Source organism: Acinetobacter sp. P1(2025) (assembly GCF_051390655.1).
GTDB classification, from domain to species: Bacteria; Pseudomonadota; Gammaproteobacteria; order Pseudomonadales; family Moraxellaceae; genus Acinetobacter; species Acinetobacter junii.
The window spans coordinates 1-2,650 of the sequence record NZ_JBPKBJ010000143.1; the positions used below are offsets into that span (position 1 = coordinate 1).

Below are 2,650 nucleotides of genomic sequence, written 5' to 3' on the forward strand. Positions count from 1 at the left end.
ATACTTAACGTTATCTATTTACTGTTAACCTGCAACAGCATTGTTAAATACAACCTCACAATATACTAATTATCAAGTCACATAACGTCAATCTAATTATTAATGCCAATTTTCCATCTCTATCAAAAGGGCAAATTATAGATTTTATAAAAATTGAATCATCTAGAATTAAAAGTCTTAATCTAGAGTTTGATGAAGAATTTTTAACGAAAATTGAGAAACTATCCTATTATATTGATGAAGAGTCAAAAAAAATACAACTTCTCTTAAATCAACAAAATCAAACTTTTATAGATAAAATAATTCAAGTTGTGATTTTGCCTAGACCTACGTTTTATCGTTATAGAAATCATTTAACCAACGCTGTAATAAACTACGCATTCTTGAGCTTGGTACATAAATATTGATTGGGTTACCTTCACGAATAGCAGAACGCCATATCCATTGGACCATCTCAGATAGAGCGAATACATCTTCCTTAACAGGGAATCCCTTCATAGCTGAAGCTTTAACAACCATTGGATTTGGATATAGGTTCATCAAGTAAGCTAAGTTGGTTTTGTCTTTGTATTCGTTAGTTGCCTTTGTATTGAAGGCTAACCATTCTTCTTTATAGCGTGATCCAGCAATTGCTGAATGTGCTTCTTTAAATGAAGTCCAAAGTCTATCTGACTTTTTCGCTTTAACATGGTTACGGAAATAGTTATCAAGATTTTTTGACAACTGCTCACATAAAGCTTTCTTATTTGATTTGAATTGGCTTGAACTCAATGCTGTAGTTTTAGTACCAATCTCATTAATAAACTTGTTATCTGAAATAGTGACTAAATGCTTAATTTGAGAAGGCTTGTTACCAAAACGGATCAGTTCATACTCAACGCCATACGATTTCAAGTACGCTGACATTTGAGAGCCTTCAAACATATAAGTAGCAATCCAGACTTCTTTAAAAGATCTCAGTGTGTCGATACTCAATTCCCAAACAATCAGCTTCTGGTCCACATACAAGAGCTGACCGAGATCACACATTGTTGCTAGGTTTTCATATTTCGTACCTGTCGGGTCACCACCGTTATCACCATACTTTTCACGGTTGAAACGAAGAGTGACAGCATCATCATCAACATGAATCCAACCTAAACGGAAAAGAGCTTCTAACTCTGTAGATGAATGCTCTGTATATACATCATAGACTTGAATTGTTTCGTCAATAATCAGTACATAGTCTTTCGCATCATCCAACATATTTGGTGTTAGGTTCATAAAGAGCTGATGTGTACTGACTACGTTTTCTTTGTTCTTTAACAGGTATTGCAAGCTTTCAGCTTTATTTCCACCCTTATAGCTTGGATGCTTGAAACGTCTTTCCTTCAAAGGAGCATCATCTAAATATGCGTAATGAACGCTTGTATCGTCTTCTGTGGTAATTAAAGGACGTTTTAATACATCTTCAGGATCGTATGTTGTACCTGAAATACGATGGCATTCATCAAGTAATGGAGTGATGTAAAGAAAGTTCTGGTCTTTTTCTGCTGTTCTAATGTTTTCTATAATTTGAGTAGTCTTACCGCTACCCATCATTGCATCATAAACTTTAAACACTGTGCTTATTTTTCCTATTTGCACGTTTTATTATCCTCATTGCATATTGTTGTAATGGAAGACTGTTCTCCCCTCTTGAGACAGATTATATTATCTCAAGACAGATAATGTCAATAACTTGTCTTATGGCTCTATTTTTGTCTTGAATTGCTTTATTTGTCTAGCTAAACACTTGTTTTGTTTTTTAAATTTAAAACTGTGGATAAGTAAGACAGATTTCAGTCTTAATTGATCTTAGGTTTTATACGGCTTTCGCTGAAATTCGATACTCAAATTACAGTGAATTTATAAAGGAAAATTTAAAGGCTGTAGACAAAACCTTGTCTTAGACATTTTATAAATACTTGTTTTTAAAAATGAAAAAAGCAAAAACCTTAAAACAAAAATGTACGGATTCTAGGTACACATAAGCGCACACAGACATAGCACCTAAAGCCTATTTACTGACCGCCCTCTGTTCCTTCCATTACTGTAGCTATTGCATACAGTCGGTTGGTTGCTCAAACATTTACTTCAGCATAGCTTCGTTGTTACTCGCTATACTTCGTAAAGTTTCGAGCTGAGGTCCATTCTTTTATAACTCAATGTTTTCAACTGATTTTGAAGGAAGCTTAAAAAGTCTTATAAAATAAGGCTAGACAAAACCTTGTCTTGGGACTATCAAAAAAGTCAATCTTTTAGGGCTTTTTTAACTTGAATCTTAAAGAAGAAATTATAAAAAAATACAGATAACTAATTAATAAATATTTAATTAATTTTTCAAATAAAGAAAAAGAATAGAACGATATATCGAACTCCTTTCAGTCGTTCTCATATCTTCTTATAGAAAAATAGTTGTTCCAACCTGGATACTATCGCATGGTTATAACTGAAGACGTTCCAAATGAATTTTCAAATATGTATAAAGTTGTAGAAAAAAATCGCATTGATATAACATAGGACTTACGCATTGACAGATTCAAAAAAGTATTAAAATGCTTTATAAAGTATCTGTGATTAGACGAATTAAACATGCTTCTACAGCAACCTGTACTCTACCCATTTATAT

The 2,650-nt window shown here is 32.9% G+C and carries 1 protein-coding gene; it reads right to left on the reverse strand.

The window, feature by feature from the left end; translation table 11 throughout:
- Positions 1-327: 327 nt before the first annotated feature.
- Positions 328-1,602, reverse strand: a complete 1,275-nt coding sequence (locus tag ACSC97_RS18015; RefSeq protein WP_436662313.1) for a hypothetical protein — start codon at positions 1,600-1,602, stop codon at positions 328-330.
- Between the last annotated feature and the right edge of the window lie 1,048 nt (positions 1,603-2,650).